This window comes from Flavobacterium sp. JLP, assembly GCF_015350755.1.
Lineage (GTDB): Bacteria > Bacteroidota > Bacteroidia > Flavobacteriales > Flavobacteriaceae > Flavobacterium.
In genome coordinates, this window is the sequence record NZ_JADKPS010000003.1 from 319,437 (window position 1) to 342,514 (window position 23,078).

Consider the following 23,078-nt stretch of genomic DNA (forward strand, 5'->3'; position numbering starts at 1 on the left):
TTATTTATTTAAAAAATAATTGATTTGTTCAGATGTGAAACTCGAAATGCTTCTAATATCTTCAAAAAAAGCTTTATACCAATCGATCGTCATGCTAACTGCTTTTTCTGCATCTAATTTTGGCTCCCAATTCAACTCAGTAATTGCTTTACTAATATCTAATTTTAGCAATCCCGCCTCATGAGGCTGGTTTTCATCAAACTCAACTTTATATTCTCCTTTTCCCCAACTTTGAATTGCTAGATTTAGCATTTCTTCAACTGGCAATGCATCTGATATATGGGGTCCAAAATTATAAGGCTGATTAAATTCAAGCGGATTTTCTGCCAAAAGAGAACCTAATAATAAATAACCAATAATAGGCTCTAAAACATGTTGCCAAGGCCTAACTGATTTAGGATTTCTTATTACTACTGCCTTATCAGATGCAAAAGCTTTTGCTATGTCAGGAATCAAACGATCTTTTGACCAATCTCCTCCTCCAATAACATTTCCAGCTCTTCCAACAGCAATTGATTTTTTGTGATTATTATATGTATTACTATTAAAAAATGAATTTCTGTATGAATCTATAAGAAGTTCAGAACATGCCTTACTTGCACTGTACGGATCATATCCTCCTAATCTATCATTTTCACGGTATGGATAAATCCACTCATTATTATGGTATACTTTATCAGTAGTAATTAATACTACATCACATTTTTTTTCTAATAAGCGAACAGCATCTAAAACATTAGCAGTACCAATAACATTTACTTCAAAAGTTTCTGCTGGAATATCATAAGACAAACGAACTAGTGGCTGTGCTGCAAGATGAAAAATAAAATCAGGCTGAAAATCTAAAACCTCTTTCTCTAGGCGTTTTTTATCTCTTAAATCTGCAATTACAGAATCACATATTTTCTGTCCATCAATAAGAAGGAATAAATCATCCTTAGTTTGCGGCTCTAAAGCATACCCTTTTACTTCTGCTCCTAATAGAGATAAAGTTTTTAACATCCAAGAACCTTTAAAACCGGTATGACCAGTTAAAAAGACTTTTTTCCCATCATAAGATGTTTTTAATTTTTCAAATAATGAAACTACCATGTTTTCCATTTTGCATTTCCAGAATTCCACATTGCTTCTAATTCTACTCTATCTCTTAAAGCATCCATACATTTCCAAAATCCGTTGTGTTTATATGCTGCTAATTGTTGATCCTTAGCAATAGCTCCCAAAGGCTCCTTTTCCCATTGAATATCCTCAACATCATTTTCAAGATATTTAAAAATCCCTGGTTCTAAAACAAAAAAACCTCCATTAATCCACATTCCATCACCAGCCGGTTTTTCGATAAAACTATCAACCTCACCTTCGTTTCCTATTTCTAAATTTCCAAAACGCCCTGGGACCTGTACACTAGTTAAAGTTGCTAATCTGCCATGCGATTTATGAAATTTAAGCAATTCAGATAAATTTACATCTGCAACACCATCACCATAAGTAAGCATAAAAGTTTCATCTTTTACGTATTTCTGGATACGTTTCAACCTTCCTGCAGTATTTGTATGTAAACCTGTATCTATTAACGTAACTTTGAAGGATTCAGTCTCTGAATAATGGACATTAATATTATTATTGGCTAATTCAATTGTTACATCAGAATTATGCAAATAATAATTATAAAAATATTCTTTAATAAAAGTCGCTTTATATCCTAAACAGATAACAAACTCATTGTAACCATGTTGCTCATACATTTTTAATATATGCCACAAGATAGGTTTTCCACCAATCTCTACCATCGGCTTTGGTCTGGCTTCGGTTTCTTCCATAAGACGTGTTCCAAAACCACCTGCAAAAATTACTACTTTCATTATTATATTTTATCTATGATTATTTTTATTTATAACTCAACACAAACATTATTTGTCATGGGGTAACTACAGCATAATAAATATTCATTTTCATTTAAGTCTGTTCTAGGCTTGCTTAATCCGATCATTTTTAATTCCCCTGATTTAAGAGTTGCTTTACATGTACTGCAATTTCCTGTTTGACATGAGTATGGCAATTCAATACCTATTTCCAATGCTTCCTCTAATATTGAGTTCCCTTTGTTTATTGTAATTTTATTTTTACTCCCTTGAAAAGACAACACAATTTCCTGATTATTTATATCTTTAAAATCTTCAGGATTTTTAACAATTTCAAAATCTTCAGAAAAAAAGTTGTCCAAATTTCCTGTCAGATAGAGTAAAGAATCTCTAATTGTGTTTTTTAGACCTATAGGGCCACATACATAATGTCTTGTAGGTTGTTCAATTTTTTTTATCAGATCACTGACAAAATCAGAATTTATCCTTCCATGAAAATTATGTGATTCGTTATCAAAAAATTCTTCTTTAGAATAGAAATAGTAGATCTTAAAACGTTCTGAATAAATTGATTTAAGTTTTTCTAATTCTTCATAAAAAATTACTGATGTTTTGGATTTATTACCGTAAACCAAATAAATATTTATTTCAGGATGAACTTTGAGCAACTCTTTTATCATTGAAAAAAGAGGTGTAATACCGCTTCCAACTCCCCAAAATACAACAGAATATATTGATTCATTTACTTCAAAAATAAAATCACCGAGTGGCTCCTGAACCTCAATTACATCATTAACTTTTACATAATCATTGATATAATTTGAAACAATACCATCTGGTACTCTTTTTATTGTGACGTTGAGTGTGGAATCGATTATTGGGGTTGAAGAGAAAGAATAAGGCCTAATATATCTTCTCCCATCAATTCTAAATTGAAGCGTTAAATATTGTCCAGCTAAATATTTAATTTTTTTTAGTCCTGGCTGTTTAAAACAAACAGTTACAGTATCAACAGTTTCTTTTCGTATATCTTGAACCTTTAAAGTATAGTTTTTCATTATTGAATTTCAAAAAAGTAGTTTACTGAAAAAAAAGTGTTATTATTCTCTTAAAAATCAAATAAAACAACGCTAAAAATCCTGCTAAAAAACCACCCAACAAAATTCCTTTTGTCTTTCCAAAACGTTCCTTGGCTAATGGCAATATAGGTCTATCTATAATTTGAATTAAAGGTGTTTCTTTTCTTAAAGTTACTTTAGCTAATTCAGATTGCTTTACTAACTCCGTCAAAATAGCTGTATTAGCCTGAACGTCAACCTGTCTTCTAGCTGAAGGTGTACGACGAACATTCATTGCTGGATTCAAGTTAAAAGTATTGTCATTAGCAACGGCTACACCAGTAATTGATCCATTAAGCTCGCCTCGTATAGAATCAACCTGACGTTCTAAAATAGCCATATTAGTTCTAGCTTTTTTACTTTTTGTATCAATGTAAAAATCTGATACCTGTTTAGCCAAAGCTTCGCAAAAATATTTTGCAAATTGTTCATTTATATCAGATATTTCAATATTAAAAATAGATACCTTTTTATCTTTTTGACCTACAAATAATTTATCTCGTGACAAATCAAAATACATGATACCCAAAATACTATCTTGTGTACGTGTAAATAATTTTCGATTAGCATTTGGCAAAAATTGAATAGATGATAATTTTGGATTGTTATCCCATTTTTTTCTCCATTCATAGTCCTGAATATACATTTCTGCCAAAGAAACTTGTTTTCCATCTATATTAACAGGAGAAAGTAATGTTTTTTCAACCATTGCTCTAGACTTGAATAATTCAGTTAAATTAGAGCCCGTAAATATACCTCCGCCACTTCCTCCTAAATCTAGACCAAATGAACTTGCTAAACCTAAAGCTCCACCTATACCACCTCCTTTTTCATCTTCTAAAGCAAATGATAATGTTGCACTATAAATTGGTTTTTTTACAAAAGAATATGCTACTCCAAGTATTGCTCCAATTATAAATGCTACAATAATGATTTTCCACTGTGACAATAAATAAAAATACCATTCTTTTAATTTTAGCATTAATTCTTTTAACGAAATTTCATCGTTTTCAATAGGTTTATCCATTAAAATATTTATTTAAAAGCAGTAACAATTAACAATGCCAAGCTCGTTAGAACACTTCCAATACCAACCCATTCTCCAGTAGTCATTTTTTTAGTTTCTGGTTTTTCAGGAACTACTATCTGCGAATCTGGAGTAACTTTAGGATAAGACCTAAAAAATAAAAATGATCCTGTTACTGAAGCTTTACCATTGGGGTAAATTATATAAGCTTTTCTTTTCCATCCTCTATTATCAACACCTCCAACAGCATTTATATAGTATTTAAAACCTTTTCCACTTCTATATGGTATTTCAGAAGTTAATAAAACATTTCCTGTAACTTTCACACCTTCATTATAAACTGCAACTTCAATTTCATCGCCGGGAAATAATGTAACATTCGAATAGTGATTCTTATCTTTTACAATTTTTTCCCAGTTAACTGGAATAGTAGCATACTTTAAATCTTCAGTTAACTTTTTGGTTAATTTATCTTTTAGCGTATCATTTTTTGAAAGGTTCAAATCAATGCTCTGTAATTTTTCAATTTGATCCTGCTTAATAGGCCTTTTAATCTTCATTCCGTCTAAATTAGCAATTGATGTTAGACCTCCAGCTCTCATAACCACATTATAAACAGTTTCTTTTTTGTTTGCTAAAACATATTTACCTGGATAACCTACAGCACCGCTTACTATAACCATTTGAGGTTTCTCATAAACTGCCATTTTACGAATATTAATTACATCGAAAGGCTTTAAAACAAAGTTTTTAATTTGTTCGTTATTATCTGCCGTAATTTCAAGTTCTATTAACTCAATACGTTTTGGATCTGCGTCGTCTATGACATCTGATTTTACCATTCTGGCAATTTCAACTCTTTTGGATGCAGAGCCTGTTAACCCTCCAACTTGTACTACCAAATCATTTAAAGTTAAATTCTCAAAATACTCATATTCGCCAGGGTTTTTAACTTCTCCATCAATTGTTACCTTATATTCTTCTCTAAAATCTAAAATAGAATAGACTGTTATAATATCTTCTCTTTTTAATTCAATATCCGCATTTAAATCTCCTGATAAAGCTGCGCTTAAATCTATATTTACTATTTCTGTAGTTAAATCTGTTTTTAATCGAATTATCCTTGCTCTTTTTGTATATGCGTCTTCTTTAAGTCCTTCAGCTCTTGTAATAAGGTCAGAAATTCGCATTCCTTCACTGTATGAATAATAATCTGGACGAAAAACCGCTCCTTCAATTTTAATTCGATTTTCGAATCGATTCAAAATTTTAGTAACTCTAAAAACATCTCCCGATTGCGGTAAGTAAGAATTGTATTCACTTTCATTAATATCATGAACTTTAAATTCTTTTCCTGTTTTTTGTACTACATTCACAGAAGCAGTATATGCAAATTCATTAAATCCTGATGCAAAATTCAATAAATCGGCAAATGTTTCTCCGTTTTTCATTTCAAAAATACCAGGACGTTTCACTTCTCCTTCAACTGTCACTCTTTGACTATATGCTGGAATCCTAATTACATCATTATCTTTTAAGCTGACATTATCTGATTGATCTCCTTTAACTAAAAACTTATAGATATCAACATTTCTATAAACTTTGTTATTCCTGATTAATTCAATATTTCTATAACTTCCATTTTTACCGGGGCCGCCTGCTAAATGCAGGGCATTGTAAACTGTTGCCAAAGACGAAATTGAATAATTACCCGGCTGTTTACCTCCTACAATAGTAACTTTAATTGTACGGATTCGACTTAAGCTTACACTTACTTGAGACTGCCCAGAGCTAACTGTACTGTATACCCTTGCAATTGATGCCTTTATTTTTTGAGTTGCCGCTTCTATGGACATTCCTGAAACAGAAATCTGTCCTACGTAATCAATCGTTATTTTGCCTTCAACACTAACTGGTATACTTGCATTATATTCTTGAACTCCATAAACACTAACTTGTAATTCATCACCTGGACCTAAAATGTAATTCATTGGAGTAGCCAGCTTCAAGTCTGGTTCAAAATTCAATGTTGGATTGTCAAATAATTCCGATCCGAAAATTAATGCGTTTGTTGAGTCTTTTACCTTTTCATTAATTATCTTTTCTTGTTTTCTTCCTGATCCATTTTTATCTTCTTGGATTTTTGGTGTTTGATCATTCCCTTTAGCATTTTTTTTGGAAAATTCATTTAATTTGATTCGTAATTTATCAAATTCTACTTGACTCATTCCCTTAGAAAGTGCCATTGGTTCAACTTGTTCTATAGTAGTATTATTGCTTTTTAATTGTGCGTTAATTTTAGCTAAGTCATCATCTGATAAATAATCTACTTTTACACTACTTAAATCTTTAGATTTAAGTATATCTTGCGCATATGCATTACAAGACAACAATAAAATTAAAAATAGGGTAAGAACGTACGTGATTTTTTTCATGTTGATTTATAACTTTAGCCTTAAATAAGGCTTAATTAAAATTGTTTTATTTATGAATATTGTTTTTGGTAATAATCTTTATATAAACCTGATGTTACATTTTGAAGCCATTCTTCATTATTTAAATACCAATTTATAGTTCTTTCTAATCCTTCTTCAAAAGTGACAGAAGGTTTCCATCCAAGCTCTTTATTAATTTTTGAAGCATCTATTGCATAACGCAAATCATGTCCTGGTCTGTCCTTTACATATGTAATTAATTTTCCAGAAGTTCCCTCAACTCTTCCTAATTTTTGATCCATAATTTGGCACAATAATTTAACCAAATCAATATTTTTCCATTCATTGAAACCACCAATATTATAAGTGTCATGATTTTTACCTTCGTGAAAAACTAAATCTATAGCAATAGCATGATCTTCAACAAATAACCAGTCACGAGTATAATTACCATCTCCATAAACAGGAAGTGGCTTATTATTAATAATATTATTTATAAAAAGTGGAATTAATTTTTCAGGAAAATGGTATGAACCATAATTATTAGAACAATTAGTTAACACATAAGGTAATCCGTAAGTTTCACCATAAGCTCTTACAAAATGATCAGAACTTGCTTTAGAAGCTGAATACGGAGAATTCGGATCATAAGGAGTTGTTTCTGTAAAAAGCCCTTCTGTTCCTAATGAACCATAAACTTCATCTGTACTGATATGGTAAAATCTTTTTCCTTCAAAATTATCTTTCCATTGGTTTTTTGCTGCATTAAGCAAATTCATAGTACCAATAACATTTGTTTTCACAAAAGCTAAAGGATCTTCAATTGAACGATCAACATGAGATTCTGCAGCTAGGTGAAGTATACCATCAAAATTATATGTTAGAAAAAGTTCATTAATAAAAGCTTCATCAACTATATCTCCCTTTACAAAATGATAATTTGGATGATTCTCAATATCTTTAATATTTTCAAGATTTCCTGCATAAGTCAGTGCATCTAAATTAAAAATTTGGTAATCTGGATATTTATTTACAAAACGTCTGACTACATGTGATCCAATAAAACCAGCACCACCTGTGATAAGAATTCTTTTCATTTTGAATTTCATTAATTTAATAATTCTGAATTTATTCTTTCTAACTCACTGTAAATATCTTTTACATCCTGTGAGTTTTCTTTTTGTAGAATCAAATTGGCTGAATCTGTATATACAAAAATAGTATTTTTTAATCCTAAAAAAGTAGTATGTTTATCACTTCCGATAACCATATTACCATTTTGATCTACAGAATGACCGTTAAAAACTAAATAATCATAAACGGATTCAAATGACCCTAGATCTGACCATGAAAATGATGCAGGAACAACTTTAATTTTTTTACTGCGTTCCATCACAGCATAATCAATACTAATTGAAGGAATTTCTAAAGATAGATTTAAATCTAAAAAACCATCTTTACTCGCTTCCCAAACAGCTTTAGACTTTTGATAAACATCTGGTTGAAATTGTTTCAACTCTTCTAAAAGTACACCTGCTTTAAAGCAAAACATACCACTATTCCATAAGAAATTACCTTTAGCAATAAATTCTTTTGCTGTGGTTTCGTTTGGTTTCTCACGAAATGATATTACTTTATCTCCTTTATATTCAATATATCCATAACCAGTTTCAGGCTTAGTTGGAATAACTCCAAATGTTACAATAAAACCTTCTTGCGCTTTTGAAACCGCTTCACTTATTGCATTATTATAATTTTCCATTATATCAATAATATGATCTGATGGAGTTACAAGTAAAACATCCTCGGATTCAGAAGCAAATGCTGCAAATGCAATAGCTGCTGCGGTGTTTCGAGGTGTTGCTTCGACAACATTAATATATGAGGTCTGCGTTTTATCCATCACTTTTCCACTTAAATGATGATTATCAACGTTTCCAACTACCATAACTTTATTTGCCAAATGACTATTTCGATCAACTGTCATTTCAAATAATGATTTTCCTTCAAATATCTCTAAATATTGTTTTGGCTGACTTTTACGAGAAAGAGGCCATAATCTACTTCCTACGCCTCCTGTTAAAATTACATGTGTAATTGACTTATTTATACTCATCTTTTTTATATAAAAAAAGAACTTTTAGTTATTTATAATCTATTATCAGATATAGTACCTAAAACTCCTTTCACATCGTATATTAAACTATTTGTTTTTTGTAACTCAGAAAAATTTAATTCTAAAAATTCTGCATGAGCAACTCCTAGAACAATTGCGTCAAATTTATTATTCGGAACAGAGTTAATTGTTACTAAATTATACTCTTTTTTTACATCATTTGCATTAGCTAGCGGATCATATATGGTTACCGAGATTCCGTATTCTGTTAATGCTTTTACTACATCAACAATTTTAGTATTTCTAACGTCTGGGCAATTTTCTTTAAAAGTAATTCCAAGCATTAATAGCTCGGCTCCATTAACAGAAATACCTTTTTTTATCATCAACTTAACGACTTGAGAAGCAATGTATTCACCCATACTGTCATTTAAACGTCGTCCTGCTAAAATTATTTCAGGATGGTAGCCAAATTCTTGTGCTCTTTGTGCTAAATAATAGGGATCAACTCCTATACAATGTCCCCCTACTAGACCTGGTTTAAACGGAAGAAAATTCCATTTTGTAGATGCTGCCGCCAATACCTCCTGAGTATCAATATTCATTAAATTGAATATTTTAGCCAGTTCATTTACAAAAGCAATATTAATATCTCTTTGAGAATTCTCTATAACCTTTGCCGCTTCTGCAACTTTTATCGAAGGAGCTAAATGAGTTCCCGCTGTAATAACGGATTTATATAATTTATCAACTTTTAATCCAATTTCAGGAGTTGAACCTGAAGTTACTTTCAAAATCTTCTCAACAGTATGCTCTTTATCACCTGGATTTATTCTTTCAGGAGAATATCCTGCATAAAAATCTTCATTAAATTTCAATCCTGAAATTTTTTCTAAAACTGGCACGCATTGTTCTTCTGTAACTCCTGGATAGACGGTAGATTCATAAATTACGATATCACCCTTTTTTAAAACTTTTCCGACTGATTCGCTCGATTTATATAAAGGAGTCAAATCTGGACGATTATTTTTATCAACAGGGGTTGGAACTGTTATTATAAAATAGTTACAATCTGCTATATCATTTAAAGAAGTGGTACAATACAATCCTTTTTCATCATTTGGACTATTAATTAGTACCTTCTGCAAGGTTGCATCATCAACTTCTAGTGTAGAATCTGTTCCCGATTTTAAAGATTTAACTCTTGACTCATTTATATCAAAACCTACAACAGAATATTTTGTACCAAATAGCCTAGCCAAAGGAAGACCAACATAACCTAAACCTATAACAGCTATTTTAATATTTTGATTCAATTTGTAGTCTTTTTTATTCAATTCACTCATTACAATTCACGGCTTCGCCCTCCTGAGTCACAAAAAATTGACACAGGTATTCTAAAATCATTTGCGGCAAATATAACATATTAAGTCAATTTATTCAATACGGTTTCCCGTAAACATCAAAAATCTACTGGTTAAAAAAAACAAAAAATAATCAAACTACTATCTATCAGCATATAAAAAGTAGAATAGCTAAAAAAAAAGAAGATAAAACCTCAAATCAGAGAGATTTTATCTTCTTTTTCATTTAAAAATAAGTTAAAAATTTAAAGTTAAATTTTACTTATATTTTATTTTTAACACACACCCTAAAGATTCCAGTACTAAAATATACTGTGTATTAGAAATTTCCTGAACAATTGCATCTTGGTTATTGAATGCTCCTGAATCCAATTTTATTCTATCGCCAACCTGAATTGATCTTACTGATATATCACTAATATTTGAACTCTTCAGACTTGTTTTGATAACATTTATTTCCTCATCTCTTACAATGGCTGGCTTTCCAAGCCAAAATAAATATCGAACAACACCCGGAACCGTAAATACTGAATTTCGTTCTGAATCTGGTAATTGTACAAAAACATAAGAATTGAAAAGCGGTACTTCAATCTTTTTCTTTCTATCTGACCATTGTTTCACTTGAGTTATTAATGGACAGTAGCACTCAATCCCATTTTGCGTAAGCTTCTCCGCAACTTTTTTCTCCCATTTAGGCTTTGTATACACAACATACCAAGTCATAATTTTTCTCTTTATTGAAATAAATTTCTAAACTTCTTCCCTATTCATTTCATATTATATATTTCAATATTATTTTCAACTAAGAACCTATTCCTTTATAAATAAATCCAATTGCTTCAACTTCTTTTGCATTCAAAATATTTCGGCCGTCAAAAAGAAATGCTGGCTTGTGCATCGAATCATAGATTTTTTTCCAATCGTAAGTTGTAAATTCATCCCATTCAGTTAAAACAGCAATAGCGTGCGATCCTTTGCAAGCTTCATAAGCATTGTCGAATATTGCTAATGAATTGCTATTCTCTTCGTTTGATCTTGTTTGCAAATAATCTAGATCACTCAACATTTTATTTCTTGAAACCTTAGGATCGTAAACTGAGATTTTAGCCTGTTCGTTTATTAAATCATCTGCAACATAAATAGCCGCAGACTCACGTGTGTCGTTTGTGTCTTTTTTGAAAGCCCAACCTAAAAATGTTATTTTCTTATCTGCAACTGTATTATATAAAGTCTGAACAATTTTATTAGAAAATCTTCTTTTTTGATGATCATTCATTATGATTACTTGCTCCCAATAATCTGCAACTTCATTTAATCCATATGATTTTGCAATATAGACTAAGTTTAAAATATCTTTCTGAAAACAAGAACCTCCAAAACCAACAGAAGCTTTAAGAAACTTAGAACCAATTCTGCTATCCATACCGATTGCTCTTGCTACTTCAGTTACATCTGCACCGGTTTTTTCACACAATTCTGACATTGCATTTATAGAAGAAATACGCTGTGCCAAAAATGCATTAGCCGTAAGCTTAGACAATTCTGACGACCAAACATTCGTAGTTAAAATTTTATCTTTTTCGACCCAGTTTGCATAAACATCGACCAACGCATTAATTGCATTTTGCCCTTCAGGAGTTGTATCTCCACCAATTAAAATTCGGTCCGGATTCAGTAAATCTGTAACCGCTGTTCCTTCTGCTAAAAATTCAGGATTTGATAAAATTTGAAACTGAACTCCATTTCCTGTATTATCTAAAATACTTTTTATTGCTTCAGCAGTTCGAACTGGCAAAGTTGATTTTTCAACAACTATTTTATTTTGCTTCGCAACTTTTGCAATTTGCCTTGCACATAATTCGATATATTTTAAATCAGCCGCCATACCTTTTCCTTTTCCATAGGTTTTGGTTGGGGTATTTACTGATATAAAAATTACTTGAGCTTCATCAATTGCTTTCTCAACTTCTGTTGAAAAGAAAAGATTTCTATCTCTTGCCTCTGCTACGATCTCTGATAAACCCGGTTCGTAAATCGGAATGTTATCTGTATTGGGATCATTCCAATCTTTAATTCTTTGTTCGTTCAAATCGACAACAGTGACTTGAATATGTGGACATTTTTGTGCAATTACTGCCATTGTTGGACCTCCAACATAACCTGCGCCAATGCAACAAATTTTTGTAATTTTCATTTAATTTTCTATTATCTTAATCTTCGACTTATTTCAAATTTTCCCAATACCAACTTACTGCTTCTTTCAAACCTTCCTGTAATGAATATTTAGGATTATAACCCAACATTGTTTTCGCTTTGTCAATACTTGCCAATGAATGCGGAATATCACCTGCACGATTTTCGCCATAAATGATCTTCACATTAGCAATTTCCGAATCAAATTCAGACAAATATTTTTTTAAATATCCAAGCAAATCATTGAGTGTATTTCGATCGCCAAATGCTGTATTGTAAACTGTATTTACCGCCTCTGTATTTTGACTTGTCATTGCTAATTCATTCATTTGAATTACATTATCAATATATGTAAAATCGCGAGAATAATTTCCGTCTCCATTTATAACTGGACTTTCATGATTCATCAATTGCATAACAAACTTCGGAATTACGGCCGCATACGCTCCTTTTGGATCTTGTTTTCTTCCAAAAACATTAAAATAACGCAATCCAATAGTTTCTAAACCATATGTTTTACTGAAAATTTCAGCATATAATTCGTTTACATATTTTGTAATGGCATATGGTGATAATGGCTTTCCAATCACATCTTCAACTTTTGGCAATCCTACTGAATCTCCATAAGTTGAAGAACTAGCCGCATAAATAAAACGTTTTACTTTTGCATCACGGGAAGCTGTAAGCATGTTTAAAAATCCAGAAACATTAACATCGTTTGTCGTAATTGGATCATTTATAGACCTTGGAACAGATCCTAAAGCGGCTTGATGCAAAACATAATCAACTCCTTGAACTGCTGAAACACAATCGGCAATATTTCGGATATCTCCTTCGATTAATTTAAAATTAATATTCTCTATAAAATCTTTCAAATTATGGCGATGACCTGTTGAAAAATTATCGAGACAAATAACTTTATAGTCAGCTTTTAAAAAATACTCACATAAATTAGATCCAATAAAACCAGCTCCACCTGTAATTAAAACTGTTTTTTGAGTTGATGTTTTCATTACTTCAATTATTTTCTATTGAATTTATTACGAATAGATTCTAAAAATCCTGTTTTCTTATCTTCTTCATGATATCCGTTTGCATATGCTCCATAACCATATCCGTATCCGTAAGCAGATCCGTATTTAGCCTTGTTCTCGTAACCATTTAAGACAATACTCGCATTGCTTAGTTCACCTCGCTTAATTCTTGTATTCAGCAACGTTATCATTTCTTTTTTAGTATAATTCTGTCTGACAATATAGAGCGTTACATCTGCATATTGTGCTAATTCTAAAGCATCAGAAACTAGACCAACCGGAGGTGTATCTAAAATAATATAATCATACTTCTCTTTTAACTCATCTATTAATTCTTTCATTGCATCACTTAAAATCAATTCAGATGGATTTGGAGGTATTGGCCCAGAAAGTATAACATCAAGATTTGGAATTGGTGTTGAATTTGTAATTTCAGCTAAAGTATTTTGCTTAATTAAATAATTTACAACGCCTTTATGATTTATAAGATTAAATTCATCTGCCAATCTTGGTTTTCTAAGATCTAACCCAATAATTACTGTCTTCTTTTCACTTAATGCAAAAACTGTCGCAATATTTATAGAACAAAATGTTTTTCCTTCTCCACTAATTGAAGAAGTTATCATTAAAGTTTTCGAACCGCTGACCTGCTGTTTTTTATATAAAAACTGTAGAGAAGAACGAATGGTTCTGAAAGCTTCAGAGAGCGCGGACTTTGGCTTATCAAAAACAGCTAAATTAACCCCGCCTTTATTAACGCCAATTACGCCAATTAAAGGTATTTGAGTCAACTTACTGATATCATCTGCATTTTGAATTGAATTATTGATGAAGAAAATTCCAAAAACAAATAATAATGGAATCAAAAAACCAAGAAACAAAGCCAATATATAATTTACAGAAGTCTTAGGTCCAATAAGCCCTCCTCCAATATCTTTTGCGGGATCAATAAAATGAATATCTGACAAGTTAGAAGCTTTTACAATCTCAGCTTCATTTCGTTTTTGCAAAAATTCAGTATAAATATTATCGTTTAAATCGTATTTTCTTTTAATTTTTAATAATTCCTGCTGTTCTTCGGGAAGTCTTTTAACAGTACTTTCTGCCTGGCCAATCTTAGCGTTTACCATGGACAAATCATACAGCAATGAAGCTTTGGCCGAAGCAATATTTTCTTGTAAAACATTTTTGACAGCCTGAATTTGATTATCAAAATCTTTAAAAATCTTATCACTTTTTACAGCATATGCCATTTCTGATCTTTGAGTAGAAAGAGCAATAAGTTTCGAAATACTTGCAATTATATTTGGATCTTCAATTCCTGCAACAGATGGAGCCGGCAATCGTGAATAGTCTACACTATTATTTAAATAGGCTTTTAGGGAATTATAATAAGCAATTTTTCTAGAAACCTGATCTTTTTCCAGATCAAAGTCCATTATTTTATCAGAAACCTTAGCTCCTCCGCCTTCAATTTCGTATATGTTTTTATTTTTTGTAAAAGATTTCAGCTCATTGCCGGTCTGTTTTAATTCTGATTCCATTGCAACAAGTGTACTGTCAATAAATGCAATTGTATTTGTTGCAAATTGGTTTTTACCGTCAAGCTGAATTTTGATCAACATATTTACAGTTGCATTCAAATATTCTACCATTCTGGCTTTATTGGCACCCTGAAGACCTAACGTTAATATCGAACCTCCCTTATCATCAGAGTTAACGCTTATTCCTCTATAGCTAGCCACAGTACCGTCAAAATCATTAAACCTTATAAAATACTCATTTCCTGTATACAAACCTGGATTGTCATTTATTTGCAATTTCAAATTTAAAAAGGGCAAAGAAACCTGTTCGCCAACTTTAAATCTTTTCACAAATTCGACAGGCTGAACAGCAGTGTTAGAATAAGTATTATTAGAATAAGTAATTAATGAAACCGAAGGACTTTCAAATGGAATACGAATTTCATACTCGTTTGCACTTAAAAATTTGATACGAATTAATGTATTTGCAAGCTGGCCTTTTGATTTATCAATATCTACATAAAAAGGCACTGCTCCGTAGGAGTCCACCAAATTATATTCTCCTTGTGTAAGATAATCAATATAGAACTGTAATTTACTTACAACCAACTCATTGTGAGATCTAGATTGTAATACTGTAGAAATTCCATTTACTTGATCTGAAATTCCGCCCCAATTAAAAACTAAACTAGTGTTTGATGTAAAAAAAGGATTTCTTTCTTCTTTAATAGAGACCATCGTCTGCATTCCATAAATTTTTTCTTTACGAATATTTACGTGATATGCTATCGAAAAAGCTATTATTAAACTAATTAAGAATAATTTCCAGTAACTGAGAATTTTTAATAAAAACCCTTTAAAATCAAAATTTGAATGATTTTCAAAAATCGAAAAATCTTTTATATCTAACATCTTTTGAATTTAGTTTTAATTTTTGATAATCAGATAAACAGTCGTTGCCAATGATAATAGCGTAATAATGGTACCTATAGATTGTATACCTGTTTGTCCCGTTCCCCACGTTTTCTGTCTCAATGGTTTTACGTAAATATAGTCGTTTGGCTGTAAATAATAATATGGGGATTTCATTACATTAACATCTGTAAGATCAATTTCATTCATTTGTACACCTGTAGGAGTCTGGCGAATTACCATTACAGCTTTTCTATTTCCCACAGTAGTAATATCTCCAGAATTTGCAATGGCTTCCATGATGTTTACATGCTCTTGAAACAATGTTTTTGTTCCAGTGCTTCCAACCTCTCCATTTATAGTATATCTAAAACCAGCCAATTTAACTGTAACAAAAACATTGGCTTCGCTCTTAAAATATTCATCAAGTAATTTTTTCTCAATTTTAATTCTTACCTCTTCCAAGGTAAAACCTATAACGTTAATTTCTCCTAGAATTGGCATACGGATGTTACCATGATCATCGACTGTAAAACCATCAAAATACAAACCAGATTCTGATTGAGGAGCTCCTCCTCCAGTAGTGCTAAAAATAGACACTAATTTGGGATCAATCGCTTTTATAGAAACACTTAATACATCATTTACCTGCAATCTATAAGGCTTAGATTCAACTGCAGCAATTGTATTTTGTTCTCCAGAAGTATTTTTATCCTGCAAATACACCAAGTCTTTTATTGGAATGCAAGATGTAAAAAATGTACTGATCAATAGTAATAAATAAAAGCTCTTTTTTGTCATTATTGAAAATTTATCGCAAATATAGTTTTTCCTTTAATCTTCAGAAAATCTATGCTTTATTTAGGTTTATTTAATTGTTTTTGAAAGTTTTTTCAAACGGAACACGATGCAAAATACTTCTTCCGAGTGTAATTTCATCTGCATATTCCAACTCATCTCCTACAGAAATTCCTCTTGCTATGGTAGAAATCACAATTTCCGCTTCTGCAATTTGCTTGTAAATATAGAAATTTGTGGTATCACCCTCCATAGTTGAACTGAGCGCAAAAATAATCTCTATAACTTTTCCAGATTTAACTTTCTCAACTAAACTTGAAATATTTAACTGACTAGGACCTACACCTTCAATTGGAGAAATTTTACCTCCAAGAACATGATAAATTCCTTTATATTGACCTGTATTTTCAATTGCCATTACATCTCTAATATCCTCAACTACACAAATAGTCTGATGATTTCTTGCCTGATTTGCACAAATTTCACAAACCTTTGTATCTGAAATATTATTACAGCTTTCGCAAAATTTAATATCCTCACGCATATTTAATAATGCCTGCGATAAAAAACCGGTCTGTTCTTTAGGCTGTTTTAATAAATGGAGAACCAATCGCAAAGCTGTTCTTTTGCCAATTCCAGGCAATTGAGACATTTCGTTGACTGCTTTTTCTATTAATTTTGATGAAAATTCCATGGGACAAAAGTAATACTTTTAATGATTTACAAGGCTTTGAAGCCACTAAAATCAATATTGATTAGTAGCCAATAAAACCAATGTACAAGCAACTTCAGCCTTGATATTATTCAATTCTAACAATTGGTATAATTCTGGATTTTCAGTTCCTGGATTAAAAACGACTCTTTTGGGCTGTGCTTCTATAATGTAATTATAGTAATCACGCTGACGAGTAGGATTCAAATATAAAGTAACAGTATCTATATTCTTAACAGGAATGGCTTTAGTGTGAATTTTTACACCTGCCACTTCACCCGCTTTTTGACCAATTGCCAAAACAGAGTGCCCTTTATCTACCAACATATTTATTGCTCTAAAAGCATAACGTTCTGGTTTTGTAGTAGCACCAAGAACTAAAGTTTTTTTATTTTTCATCATTTTAAAATATAATGCAAAAGTAATCAAAAAGAATGAGCTTAATTAAGGTAATTTATTTAGAATTAACAGTAATAAAAACAATATCCTAACACGAATTTGCTTTGAAATATTAAAAATTGACTATTTTTACTTTACTAACCCCAATTATATGGATTTATTCATTTACCTATTTGCTGCTCTTTTTTCAGTTTTAAATCCAATCGGAACCGTTCCTATTTTTGTTGGACTAACACAACATGATTCTCAAAAAGAACGTTCTAGAATTTCATTGTGGACTGCCATAAACGTTTTTATTATTTTGATTGTTTCTTATTTTATTGGACAGTATGTTTTAACTTTTTTCGGAATTAGTATTGATGCTCTGCGAATTGCTGGCGGAATCGTAATCGTAAATTCTGGTTTTTCATTACTTTCTGGAAAGTTCAACAAAACAAGAGGAATCAATAAAAAGATTGAAAATGAAGCACAACAACGAAATGATATCGCACTAACTCCATTAGCAATTCCAATGTTAGCTGGTCCTGGATCAATTTCGCTATTAATCGCTTTTTATCAAGAGCATCACGGAATGGAAGAAATCATCATTTCGACATTAGCTATTTTAGCCATTGCAGTTGCTATTTTTGCTATTCTAAAAAGCGCACATTACTTAGCAAGAATACTTGGTGCTTCAGGAATTGTTGCCATCTCTAGAATTGTCGGTTTTATCGTAATTTCTATCGGAATTCAATACATAGTGAGTTCTATCATTAATATTATAAAAGGAAATTTAATGTAGATTGCTTTCTTTTAAAACCAAAAAGAGGGATAAAACATCTTGTTCTATCCCTCTTTTTATATTTAAAAATACCTTTAGTTTCTCGGCAAAAACACTTCAGCCATCATGCATCTGGCGCTTCCGCCTCCACAAGCTTCGATTGTATCTAGGCTTGAACTCAAAATTTCAGCATGATTTTCTAATTGAGCAATTTGTTTTGGAGTTAAGCTCTGATGAGCAGAAGCGCTCATAACAATATATTTTTTATCATTTGTGCCTCTAACTTCTAACATATTACCTGCAAAATTATTTACCTGCGCTTCAGTAATCAAAATAATTTCTTTTTTGTCGGCTTTTAGATTTTCAAGAACCATTTTACGCTCTTTTTTATCATCAATACAATCAGCACAAATAACAGCAAATGTTTCGCCTAAGCACATCATTACGTTCGTATGATAGATCAACTTACGTTCTCCATCTACAGTTTGAAAAGCTTCAAAAATTACGGGAGCATAATCAAAATCTTCACAAAACTCAATAAATAATTCTTCATCAGCGCGAGGTGACAAAGCACAGTAAGCTTTTGCATTTGCTCTGTCTAAAAGCAGACTTCCTGTACCTTCCAGAAAAAAACCATCTTCTTCTGCCGATGTGTAATCCATGATATTAGAAATCTCAAAACCTTTTTCTTCAAGGGTATCTAAAATATCTTCACGACGTTCTTGACGACGATTTTCAGCAAACATTGGATACAATGCTACATCTCCATTTTCATGAAATGAAACCCAATTATTTGGAAAAATACTATCTGGAGTATCCGTTTCTAACGTATCCTCTATAACTGTAACATCAACTCCTACCGCTCTTAGTTTTTCAACAAAAACATCAAATTCTTGCTGTGCTTTAGCATTTACTGTACTTGGTAAAAGTCCGTCTAATACTTTTTGGTAATAATTATTTACGGCAGTTTGTTCATTCATTCTGAATGCAACTGGCCGAATCATTACGATTGCATTTGTTGTTTGTTTCATTTTTTATGTTTTATTTGTTCCAAGTTTCAGGTCAGGCTTCACGTTGCAAAAGACTTGAAACCTTAAACTTGAAACAATATTTAATCTCTAATTAACGGTAAGGTTGAACATCTTAGTAACCCTTCTTGTTTTGCGATTTCAGCGTATGGAATTTCTTCAACAATAAATCCATTTGAACGAAGCCAGTTATTTAATCTTGTAAAGTTCTTTTCTGAAACTACTACATTTTCATCAATCGAAAATACATTCGAAAACATATGATACATTTCGTTTCTTTCGATATGAAATAAATTTTCTTTCCCAAAAAGATTTACTAAATACAAATAATCAGCTTCTTCGCGAAAACCCCTTTTGTAAATAATTCCTTTGTTTTTGCCAACTGGCTGAAAACAACAATCTAAGTGAAGTGCATTGTCGCGTGCTTCTAATTTAGATTTTACTAAATCAAATTCTTTGACAATTTTATTCGGAAATAATTCCTTAATATAATTAACGCCCTGCATATTGGTTCTTGCAGTGATATAATCTTTATAATCACTTCCTTTATAAGTTCCAATAAAAATATGATCATTCCAAAGCATAACATCGCCGCCTTCTATATGAACTTCTTCTGGAGGACGAACTACTTTCAGTGGATTTATTTGATCTATTACGTATTGAATTGCATCCAATTCTCGTTCTCTATCTGGCAGTATATTAGATTTTACAAATACATCATCAATTACAAAACCAATATCTCTAGCAAAAATCTGATTGTAATTTTCAATCATTTCCGGACGATAAACTTTTACATCATATTTTTGAAAAACAGCATTAAAAGCATCCATTTCAAGAACCATGTCTTTTTCAAGAGGATAAGTTCCTGCTTTTATATGTTCCAATGATTTAGGATCATAGGCTTCATCCAAAGATGGTGTTGGCCCATTATGAACAGCAGAACCCAAAACTACAGCACGTAATCTTGATGTTTCGTTCTTAACATTTAATTGCAACATAACTTTATTATATTTTGGGCAAATATAAAAAAAGCTTCACAGTTAAGTGAAGCTTTTAAAGTTATTTTATTTGTTAGACTTAAACTCTCTCAGCGGATGACCAGTGTAAATTTGTCTTGGTCTGCCAATTGGCTCTTTGTTTTCACGCATTTCTTTCCATTGCGCAATCCAACCTGGCAATCTACCAATAGCAAACATAACTGTAAACATATCAGTTGGAATTCCCAAAGCTCTGTATATAATTCCAGAGTAAAAGTCAACGTTTGGATATAAGTTTCTAGATTTGAAGTAATCATCTTCAAGAGCTGCTGCTTCTAATTTTTTAGCAATTTCTAAAATTGGATCTTCAACACCTAAAGTTTCTAAAACTTCTTTAGCTGCTTTTTTGATGATCTTTGCTCTTGGATCAAAGTTTTTATAAACTCTATGACCAAATCCCATTAAACGGAAAGGATCATTTTTGTCTTTTGCTTTCGCTAAAAATTTATCAGTGTCTCCACCATCTTTATTGATTTCTTCCAACATTTCAAGTACTGCCTGATTTGCGCCTCCATGAAGAGGTCCCCAAAGTGCAGAAACTCCAGCAGAAATAGAAGCAAATAAACCAGCATGAGATGAACCCACCATTCTTACAGTTGAAGTAGAACAGTTTTGCTCATGATCTGCATGAAGAATAAATAATTTATCCAATGCTGCAACAACAACAGGATTTGCTGCGTAAGGTCCTGTAGGCAATTTAAACATTAATTGCATAAAATTATCAACGTAACCTGTTGTGTTATCGTAATAATTTAGTGGATAACCCATAGATTTTCTATAAGTCCAAGTTGCAATTACAAGAAATTTACCCATTGTTTTGCAAATGGCTTCATACATTTCTTTTTCATTATCAACATTTACTGCTTTAGGATTAAATGCTGTTAAAGCACTAGTTAAAGCAGATAAAACGCCCATTGGATGTGCTGTTTTTGGGAATCCGTCAATGATATTTTTCATCTCTTCGTTTACCAAAGTATGTTTTTTAATACCATTTTCAAACTGCTCTAATTCTTGAGCTGTTGGTAATTCACCAAAAATTAAAAGATAAGATACTTCTAAAAAATTAGCTTTTTCAGCTAAATCTTCAATTGAGTACCCTCTGTAACGCAAAATTCCTAATTCTCCGTCTAAGAAAGTGATTTCACTTTTGCAAGAACCAGAATTTTTGTATCCTGGATCAATTGTAATAATCCCAGTTAAATCACGTAATTTGTTGATATCGATAGCTGATTCATTTTCGCTCCCCGTAATAACCGGAAGTTCAATTTTTTGACCATCTACTTCTAATGTAGCTATTTTTGACATAATATATCGGAAATAAATCTTTAAAATAATAATTTATCAAATCTAAGGAATTTAAGACTAATTAAAAAAAGAATCCTGCTATGAATTTGTTAAAACTCCAAAAAAAAACCATCCGCAAAAACGAATGGTTTAAATTTAATATATAACTCTTACAATTATTTGATTTTGAAAGCGTTTAATCCTGGGAAATAAGCAGTACTCCCTAATTCTTCTTCAATTCTTAATAATTGATTGTATTTTGCCATACGATCAGAACGAGAAGCTGAACCTGTTTTAATTTGACCACAGTTCAAAGCAACAGCTAAATCAGCAATTGTAGTATCTTCAGTTTCTCCAGAACGGTGAGACATTACTGAAGTATAACCAGCATTTTTAGCCATGTTTACAGCAGCAATAGTTTCAGTTAAAGTTCCAATTTGGTTTACTTTAACTAAAATTGAATTTGCAATTCCTTTTTCGATCCCAGTAGACAAACGCTCAACGTTAGTAACAAATAAATCATCACCTACTAATTGTACTTTATCACCAATTTTATCTGTTAAGTATTTCCATCCATCCCAGTCATTTTCGTACATACCGTCTTCGATAGAAATAATTGGATATTTAGCAGCAAGTTCAGCTAAATAATCAGCTTGCTCTTCAGAAGTTCTGATTTTACCAGTTTCACCTTCAAATTTAGTATAATCGTATTTACCGTTTACATAAAACTCAGAAGCAGCGCAGTCAAGAGCAATCATAATTTCGTCACCGAAAGTATATCCAGCTTTTTCAACTGCTAATTTGATAGTATCTAAAGCATCTTCAGTACCTCCAGCTAAGTTTGGAGCAAAACCTCCTTCATCACCAACTGCAGTACTTAAACCTCTGTCATGTAATACTTTTTTCAAACTATGGAAAATTTCAGTTCCCATTTGCATAGCGTGTGTAAATGAAGTCGCTTTTACAGGGAAAATCATAAATTCTTGAAATGCAATAGGCGCATCAGAATGAGAACCACCATTGATGATATTCATCATCGGAACAGGCAATGTGTTAGCAGAAACTCCACCAACATATCTGTACAATGGCAATCCAAGTTCATTAGCAGCAGCTTTTGCAGCAGCCAAAGAAACTCCTAAAATTGCATTAGCTCCTAATTTAGATTTATTTGGAGTTCCGTCTAAATCAATCATTAACTGATCGATAGTGTTTTGTTCGAAAACAGAAGTTCCAACTAACTCTTCAGCAATAACAGTATTTACATTATTCACTGCGTTCAAAACTCCTTTTCCAAGATAAGCTTTACCTCCATCACGTAATTCAACAGCTTCGTGCTCTCCAGTTGATGCTCCAGATGGAACAGCTGCTCTACCTAAAACTCCATTTTCAGTTACTACATCAACTTCAATAGTAGGATTACCTCTAGAATCAAGAATTTGTCTTGCGTGAACTTTAATTATAATACTCATTATTTTT

Annotated in this window: 20 protein-coding genes; 1 reads left to right on the top strand and 19 read right to left on the bottom strand. The window is 31.7% G+C overall.

What is annotated here, in order from left to right; translation table 11 throughout:
• From rfbG to IRZ83_RS10980, 15 genes are all read right to left on the bottom strand, one after another.
• Positions 1-1,092 carry a CDP-glucose 4,6-dehydratase gene (gene rfbG / locus IRZ83_RS10910; protein ID WP_228520681.1) on the bottom strand — a complete coding sequence of 364 codons (1,092 nt, stop codon included), beginning with the start codon at positions 1,090-1,092 and terminating at the stop codon, positions 1-3.
• Positions 1,086-1,862, bottom strand: coding sequence for a glucose-1-phosphate cytidylyltransferase (gene rfbF, locus IRZ83_RS10915; RefSeq protein ID WP_029272077.1), 777 nt, complete (start codon positions 1,860-1,862; stop codon positions 1,086-1,088). The genes rfbG and rfbF overlap by 7 nt, the downstream gene beginning before the upstream one ends.
• 29 nt (positions 1,863-1,891) lie before the next feature.
• On the bottom strand, positions 1,892-2,920 hold the full coding sequence (locus IRZ83_RS10920; RefSeq protein WP_194568721.1) for a ferredoxin--NADP reductase: 1,029 nt from the start codon (positions 2,918-2,920) through the stop codon (positions 1,892-1,894).
• Positions 2,921-2,942: 22 nt separating this feature from the next.
• Positions 2,943-4,007, bottom strand: a complete 1,065-nt coding sequence (locus IRZ83_RS10925) for a Wzz/FepE/Etk N-terminal domain-containing protein (RefSeq protein ID WP_194568723.1) — start codon at positions 4,005-4,007, stop codon at positions 2,943-2,945.
• 8 nt (positions 4,008-4,015) lie between these two features.
• Positions 4,016-6,442 (bottom strand): SLBB domain-containing protein, encoded by a 2,427-nt coding sequence (locus tag IRZ83_RS10930; RefSeq protein ID WP_194568725.1) that lies wholly within the window; start codon positions 6,440-6,442, stop codon positions 4,016-4,018.
• Between the two features lie 50 nt (positions 6,443-6,492).
• Positions 6,493-7,539 (bottom strand): dTDP-glucose 4,6-dehydratase, encoded by a 1,047-nt coding sequence (rfbB, locus tag IRZ83_RS10935; RefSeq protein WP_194568727.1) that lies wholly within the window; start codon positions 7,537-7,539, stop codon positions 6,493-6,495.
• 11 nt (positions 7,540-7,550) lie between these two features.
• Positions 7,551-8,558 carry a mannose-1-phosphate guanylyltransferase gene (locus IRZ83_RS10940; RefSeq protein WP_194568729.1) on the bottom strand — a complete coding sequence of 336 codons (1,008 nt, stop codon included), beginning with the start codon at positions 8,556-8,558 and terminating at the stop codon, positions 7,551-7,553.
• 32 nt (positions 8,559-8,590) lie between these two features.
• A complete protein-coding gene (locus tag IRZ83_RS10945; protein WP_194568738.1) occupies positions 8,591-9,904 on the bottom strand; it encodes a nucleotide sugar dehydrogenase in 1,314 nt (437 codons plus the stop codon).
• Positions 9,905-10,180: 276 nt separating this feature from the next.
• A complete protein-coding gene (locus tag IRZ83_RS10950) occupies positions 10,181-10,645 on the bottom strand; it encodes a UpxY family transcription antiterminator (RefSeq protein WP_194568740.1) in 465 nt (154 codons plus the stop codon).
• Between the two features lie 79 nt (positions 10,646-10,724).
• Positions 10,725-12,116, bottom strand: a complete 1,392-nt coding sequence (locus IRZ83_RS10955) for a UDP-glucose 6-dehydrogenase (protein WP_194568742.1) — start codon at positions 12,114-12,116, stop codon at positions 10,725-10,727.
• A gap of 28 nt (positions 12,117-12,144) precedes the next feature.
• Positions 12,145-13,128: an SDR family oxidoreductase gene (locus IRZ83_RS10960; RefSeq protein ID WP_194568744.1), complete on the bottom strand. Its 984-nt coding sequence runs from the start codon at positions 13,126-13,128 to the stop codon at positions 12,145-12,147.
• Positions 13,129-13,136: 8 nt separating this feature from the next.
• Entirely contained in the window at positions 13,137-15,584 is a 2,448-nt protein-coding gene (locus IRZ83_RS10965) for a polysaccharide biosynthesis tyrosine autokinase (protein ID WP_194568746.1), read from the bottom strand.
• Between the two features lie 15 nt (positions 15,585-15,599).
• On the bottom strand, positions 15,600-16,385 hold the full coding sequence (locus tag IRZ83_RS10970) for a polysaccharide biosynthesis/export family protein (RefSeq protein ID WP_029272066.1): 786 nt from the start codon (positions 16,383-16,385) through the stop codon (positions 15,600-15,602).
• A gap of 70 nt (positions 16,386-16,455) precedes the next feature.
• Complete coding sequence (gene recR, locus IRZ83_RS10975; protein ID WP_029272065.1) at positions 16,456-17,076, bottom strand: recombination mediator RecR; 621 nt, start codon at positions 17,074-17,076, stop codon at positions 16,456-16,458.
• A 51-nt stretch (positions 17,077-17,127) separates the two neighbouring features.
• Positions 17,128-17,493 (bottom strand): CoA-binding protein, encoded by a 366-nt coding sequence (locus IRZ83_RS10980; RefSeq protein WP_194568748.1) that lies wholly within the window; start codon positions 17,491-17,493, stop codon positions 17,128-17,130.
• Between the two features lie 151 nt (positions 17,494-17,644).
• On the opposite strand from IRZ83_RS10980, the gene IRZ83_RS10985 reads away from it, so the two are divergent.
• Entirely contained in the window at positions 17,645-18,274 is a 630-nt protein-coding gene (locus IRZ83_RS10985) for a MarC family NAAT transporter (RefSeq protein ID WP_194568750.1), read from the top strand.
• Positions 18,275-18,348: 74 nt separating this feature from the next.
• Here IRZ83_RS10985 and ctlX read toward each other — a convergent pair whose 3' ends face one another.
• The 4 genes from ctlX to eno form a co-directional block, all read right to left on the bottom strand.
• Entirely contained in the window at positions 18,349-19,284 is a 936-nt protein-coding gene (gene ctlX / locus IRZ83_RS10990; protein WP_194568751.1) for a citrulline utilization hydrolase CtlX, read from the bottom strand.
• 80 nt (positions 19,285-19,364) lie between these two features.
• Entirely contained in the window at positions 19,365-20,279 is a 915-nt protein-coding gene (locus IRZ83_RS10995) for a dimethylarginine dimethylaminohydrolase family protein (RefSeq protein WP_194568753.1), read from the bottom strand.
• 66 nt (positions 20,280-20,345) lie between these two features.
• A complete protein-coding gene (locus IRZ83_RS11000; protein WP_029272059.1) occupies positions 20,346-21,623 on the bottom strand; it encodes a citrate synthase in 1,278 nt (425 codons plus the stop codon).
• 155 nt (positions 21,624-21,778) lie between these two features.
• Positions 21,779-23,071 (bottom strand): phosphopyruvate hydratase, encoded by a 1,293-nt coding sequence (gene eno, locus IRZ83_RS11005; protein WP_029272058.1) that lies wholly within the window; start codon positions 23,069-23,071, stop codon positions 21,779-21,781.
• Between the last annotated feature and the right edge of the window lie 7 nt (positions 23,072-23,078).

Bases quoted from the DNA above. Each gene is read 5' to 3' on its own strand.
- IRZ83_RS10920 (WP_194568721.1), bottom strand. From the start codon at position 2,920: ATGAAAAACTATACTTTAAAGGTTCAAGATATACGAAAAGAAACTGTT.
- IRZ83_RS10965 (WP_194568746.1), bottom strand. From the start codon at position 15,584: ATGTTAGATATAAAAGATTTTTCGATTTTTGAAAATCATTCAAATTTT.
- IRZ83_RS10925 (WP_194568723.1), bottom strand. From the start codon at position 4,007: ATGGATAAACCTATTGAAAACGATGAAATTTCGTTAAAAGAATTAATG.
- IRZ83_RS10955 (WP_194568742.1), bottom strand. From the start codon at position 12,116: ATGAAAATTACAAAAATTTGTTGCATTGGCGCAGGTTATGTTGGAGGT.
- rfbG (WP_228520681.1), bottom strand. From the start codon at position 1,092: ATGGTAGTTTCATTATTTGAAAAATTAAAAACATCTTATGATGGGAAA.
- IRZ83_RS10945 (WP_194568738.1), bottom strand. From the start codon at position 9,904: ATGAGTGAATTGAATAAAAAAGACTACAAATTGAATCAAAATATTAAA.
- eno (WP_029272058.1), bottom strand. From the start codon at position 23,071: ATGAGTATTATAATTAAAGTTCACGCAAGACAAATTCTTGATTCTAGA.
- IRZ83_RS10950 (WP_194568740.1), bottom strand. From the start codon at position 10,645: ATGACTTGGTATGTTGTGTATACAAAGCCTAAATGGGAGAAAAAAGTT.
- ctlX (WP_194568751.1), bottom strand. From the start codon at position 19,284: ATGAAACAAACAACAAATGCAATCGTAATGATTCGGCCAGTTGCATTC.
- IRZ83_RS10985 (WP_194568750.1), top strand. From the start codon at position 17,645: ATGGATTTATTCATTTACCTATTTGCTGCTCTTTTTTCAGTTTTAAAT.
- IRZ83_RS11000 (WP_029272059.1), bottom strand. From the start codon at position 21,623: ATGTCAAAAATAGCTACATTAGAAGTAGATGGTCAAAAAATTGAACTT.
- IRZ83_RS10940 (WP_194568729.1), bottom strand. From the start codon at position 8,558: ATGAGTATAAATAAGTCAATTACACATGTAATTTTAACAGGAGGCGTA.
- IRZ83_RS10995 (WP_194568753.1), bottom strand. From the start codon at position 20,279: ATGTTGCAATTAAATGTTAAGAACGAAACATCAAGATTACGTGCTGTA.
- recR (WP_029272065.1), bottom strand. From the start codon at position 17,076: ATGGAATTTTCATCAAAATTAATAGAAAAAGCAGTCAACGAAATGTCT.
- rfbB (WP_194568727.1), bottom strand. From the start codon at position 7,539: ATGAAAAGAATTCTTATCACAGGTGGTGCTGGTTTTATTGGATCACAT.
- rfbF (WP_029272077.1), bottom strand. From the start codon at position 1,862: ATGAAAGTAGTAATTTTTGCAGGTGGTTTTGGAACACGTCTTATGGAA.
- IRZ83_RS10960 (WP_194568744.1), bottom strand. From the start codon at position 13,128: ATGAAAACATCAACTCAAAAAACAGTTTTAATTACAGGTGGAGCTGGT.
- IRZ83_RS10980 (WP_194568748.1), bottom strand. From the start codon at position 17,493: ATGAAAAATAAAAAAACTTTAGTTCTTGGTGCTACTACAAAACCAGAA.
- IRZ83_RS10930 (WP_194568725.1), bottom strand. From the start codon at position 6,442: ATGAAAAAAATCACGTACGTTCTTACCCTATTTTTAATTTTATTGTTG.
- IRZ83_RS10970 (WP_029272066.1), bottom strand. From the start codon at position 16,385: ATGACAAAAAAGAGCTTTTATTTATTACTATTGATCAGTACATTTTTT.